This window comes from Methylobacterium nonmethylotrophicum (genome assembly GCF_004745635.1).
GTDB classification, from domain to species: Bacteria; Pseudomonadota; Alphaproteobacteria; order Rhizobiales; family Beijerinckiaceae; genus Methylobacterium; species Methylobacterium nonmethylotrophicum.
In genome coordinates this window covers 1-4059 of the sequence record NZ_SRLB01000080.1, presented here as the reverse complement: position 1 = coordinate 4059, position 4059 = coordinate 1, and the positions used below count along the sequence as shown (strand labels likewise).

At 66.8% G+C, this 4059-nt stretch carries 2 protein-coding genes; both read left to right on the top strand.

The genetic code is table 11. The annotated features are described in order from the left end of the window. Nucleotides 1-498, top strand: a 498-nt coding sequence (locus EU555_RS35755) for an efflux RND transporter periplasmic adaptor subunit (protein ID WP_135420117.1), incomplete at its 5' end; no start/stop codon positions are given. Nucleotides 499-513: 15 nt separating this feature from the next. Beyond that, nucleotides 514-3771, top strand: coding sequence for an efflux RND transporter permease subunit (locus tag EU555_RS35750; RefSeq protein WP_048447851.1), 3258 nt, complete (start codon nt 514-516; stop codon nt 3769-3771). The last annotated feature ends 288 nt before the right edge of the window (nt 3772-4059 follow it).

Below are 4059 nucleotides of genomic sequence, written 5' to 3'. Positions count from 1 at the left end.
CTCTACACAGTCGCCGACCTCTCCACAGTCTGGGTAGAGCTCGCGGTGCCGACCACGGATCTCGCCAAGGTTCGGGAAGGCGCGGAGGTTCTGATCGCCCCCCGAGACGAGGATGCGGGCCAGCGGGCAAAGGGCAAGATCATCTTCGTCAGCCCGATCCTGAACGCTGAGACCCGCTCGGCCCGCGTGATCGCGGCGCTGCCCAACCAGGATTTCAGCTGGCGGCCGGGCACCTTCGTCTCGGCCGAAATCCAGGTCGGCCAGGACAGCGCCAAGGTGAAGGTGCCCCGCGACGCACTCCAGAGCATGGGTAATGAGAAGGTCGCCTTCGTGCGCACCGCGGACGGCTTCGAGCGACGTGATGTCAAAACGGGCAAATCGGACGATGAGTCGGTCGAGATTATTGCCGGTTTGACCCCGGGTGAGGAGATCGCCGTTAAGAACACCTTCCTCCTCAAGGCTGAGCTCGGCAAGGGCGAAGCCGAGCACCACGACTGAGACGGGACGCTCGCCATGATCAGTCGCATCCTCGACTTCTCGGTCCACCAGCGCTGGCTCGTGGTGCTGCTGTCGCTGCTCGCCGCCGGCTTCGGTGTGTTCTCGCTGACCAAGCTGCCCATCGACGCGGTGCCGGACATCACCAACAACCAGGTGCAGATCAACACGGTCGCGCCCTCCTACTCACCCGTCGACATCGAGAAGCAGGTCACCTACCCGGTCGAGACCGCGCTCGCTGGCATCAAGGGGCTCGAATACACCCGCTCGCTGTCGCGCAACGGCTTCTCGCAGGTCACCGCCGTCTTCAACGAGAAGCTCGACATCTACTTCGCCCGGCAGCAGGTCGCCGAGCGCCTCAACCAGGTCAAGAGTGACCTGCCGCCCGGGGCCGAGCCGCAGATGGGCCCGGTCTCGACTGGCCTGGGCGAGATCTACATGTGGACAGTGAACTACAAGAAAGCCGGCGAGAAAGCGCCCGTCCTCGACGGTAAGCCGGGCTGGCAATCCGACGGCAGCTACCTGACCCCGGAGGGGCAGCGCCTCACGACCGAGCTGGAGAGATCAGCTTATCTCCGCACGATCCAGGACTGGATCATCCGCCTTCAGATCAAGACCGTCCCGGGCGTGGCCGGCGTCGACGGCATCGGCGGCTACGAGAAGCAGTACCACGTCCAGCCCGATCCCGCGAAGCTGACCGCCCTCGACCTCTCGTTCGGCGACGTCGCCCGGGCGCTCCAGGCCAACAACGCCAACCAGGGTGCGCGCTACCTGGAGGACAACGGCGAGGGCTATGTCGTGCGCGCGGCCGGACGCCTGGAGAGCATGGACGAGATCGCCAACGTCGTCGTCACCACCCGCGGCGGCGTTCCGGTGCGCATCCGCGACATCGCCGAGGTGCGGATCGGACGTGACCTGCGCACCGGCTCGGGCAGCGAGAACGGCCGGGAAGTCGTCGTCGGCACGGCCCTGATGCTGATCGGCGAGAACAGCCGCACGGTGGCGGCGGCCGTCGACGCCAAGATGAACGAGATCCGCAAGTCGCTGCCGCCCGGGATCGAGGTGCAGACGGTCCTCAACCGGACGCTGCTGGTCGAGGCCACCATCAAGACGGTGGCCCGGAACCTCGCCGAGGGCGCGACGCTCGTCATCGTCATCCTGTTCCTGCTGCTCGGCAATATCCGAGCCGCCATCATCACGGCGCTGGTCATCCCGGTCGCCATGCTGATGACCATGACCGGCATGGTCGAGGCGAAGATCTCGGCCAACCTGATGAGCCTGGGCGCCCTCGACTTCGGCCTCATCGTCGACGGCGCCGTGATCATCGCCGAGAACTCGCTCCGGCACTTGGCGGAGAAGCAGCACGAACTTGGGCGCAAGCTGGAGCTCGAGGAGCGGCTCGCCACGGTGCGGGCCTCGGCCGAGGAGATGATCAAGCCGTCGCTGTTCGGGCAGGCCATCATCATCCTCGTCTACGTGCCGCTCCTCACCTTCACGGGCGTCGAGGGCAAGATGTTCGAGCCGATGGCGCTGACCGTCATCATCGCGCTGGTCGCGGCCTTCGTTCTCTCGCTCACCTTCGTGCCGGCCATGATCGCCATCGTGATCACCGGCAAGGTCACCGAGACGGACAACCTCATCATCCGGGGGTTCAAGGCGGCGTATCGCCCGGCCCTGGCCGGGGCTGTGCGGGCCCCGATGGCGTTCATCCTAGGCTCGCTCCTGCTGCTCGCCGGGGCCGGCGTGTTGTTCACCCGGCTCGGCGCGGAGTTCATCCCGACGCTCGACGAGAAGAGCATCGCCATGAACGCGCTGCGCATCCCCTCGACCTCGCTGTCCCAGTCCCAGGCCATGCAGCTCAAGATCGAGCAGGCGGTCTCGAAGTTCCCGCAGGTGGCCTACGTTTTCTCGAAGACGGGTACGGCCGAGGTCGCCTCCGACCCGATGCCGCAGAACTCCTCGGACACCTTCGTGATCCTCAAACCCCAGGAGGAGTGGCCGGACCCAGAGTTGTCCAAGGCCGAGCTGCAGGAGCAGATTGAGAAAGCCGCCGGCGCCTTGGCCGGCAACGTGTTCGAGTTCTCGCAACCGATCCAGCTGCGCTTCAACGAGCTCCTGGCCGGTACCCGTGGCGACCTCGCCGTGAAGGTGTTCGGCGAGGAGTTCGAGCCGATGCTCAAGGTGGCCAACCAGATCGCGGCCATCCTGAAGGGGACGGCGGGCGCCGAGGACGTCAAGGTCGAGCAGACGCAGGGCCTGCCCTTCCTGGAGATCAGGATCAACAAGGCTGAGGCCGCGCGCTTAGGCCTCAGCACGGGGGCGATCCAGGAGGTGATCGGCGCGGCGATTGGCGGGCGGGAAGCCGGCGTGGTGTTCGAGGGCGACCGGCGCTTTCCCATCGTGGTGCGCCTGACCGACAAGGTCCGCGAGGATCGCGAGGCGCTGGAGAACCTGCCCGTCGCGCTCCCGCCCGGCCCGAACGGGCGGGCCGCCTCGGTGCTGCTGAAGCAGGTGGCGAGCTTTTCCGTCACGGAGGGGCCGAACCAGATCAGCCGCGAGAACGGCAAACGCCGCGTCGTCGTGACCGCCAACGTGCGCGGGCGCGATATCGGCTCGCTCGTGGCCGAGGCGCAGGCCAAGGTTGCGCAACAGGTGCAGCTGCCGGCCGGCTACTATGTTGCTTGGGGCGGGCAGTTCGAGAACCTCGCCTCGGCCCGGCAGCGCTTGATGATCGTGGTTCCGGTCTGCTTCTTCCTGATCTTCCTGTTGCTCTATTCGGCGCTTGGCTCACCGCGGGACGCGCTCCTGGTGTTCAGCGCGGTGCCCCTGGCGCTGACCGGCGGCATCGCGGCCTTGTGGCTGCGCGGCATGCCGTTCTCCGTCCCGGCCGCGGTGGGGTTCATCGCCCTGTCGGGCGTGGCGGTGCTCAACGGCCTCGTGATGCTGACCTTCATCAAGCAGCTCATCGCCGAGGGGCGGCCGAAGCGCGAGGCGATCCTGGAGGGCGCCATGACCCGATTGCGGCCCGTGGCGATGACCGCTCTGGTCGCCTCGCTCGGGTTCGTGCCGATGGCCTTGGCTACTGAGACGGGGGCTGAGGTGCAGCGGCCGCTCGCCACCGTGGTCATTGGCGGCCTGATCAGCGCGACCCTACTGACGCTTATCGTGCTGCCGGCGCTCTACGCGCGCTTCGGCGGCAAGGAGACCCCGAAATCCTCCGTGAAGGACGCGACCAGGGATCGCGCCTATCCGCCGCTCAGGCCGGCCGCGGAGTGAGGCGATCATGTCCCCTCAGAAGCCCCTACGTCTTGGGCGAAGTCACAGATCCGGTCCGGACCGTGCCGCATCAGAAGGCCGGGCGGGTTCGAGAGGGAGCCACCTCGTCCTCGCGATGGCACTGCTCTGGCTGAGCAGTACGGCCATCACGCAGGCTGTGGAGGCTCCATTTGGGTTGTCCTGGGGGCCTGTGACGACGGTGCCGAAGCCGTCTATGGCGGATCGGGAGGCCAACATCACGGCCCTGTTCTACTTTCATGGGCAGCCGCCGGCTTCCGGGCCGGACAC

Excerpts from the sequence above, each read along its gene's own strand:
- EU555_RS35750 (WP_048447851.1), top strand. The coding sequence starts at position 514 with ATGATCAGTCGCATCCTCGACTTCTCGGTCCACCAGCGCTGGCTCGTG.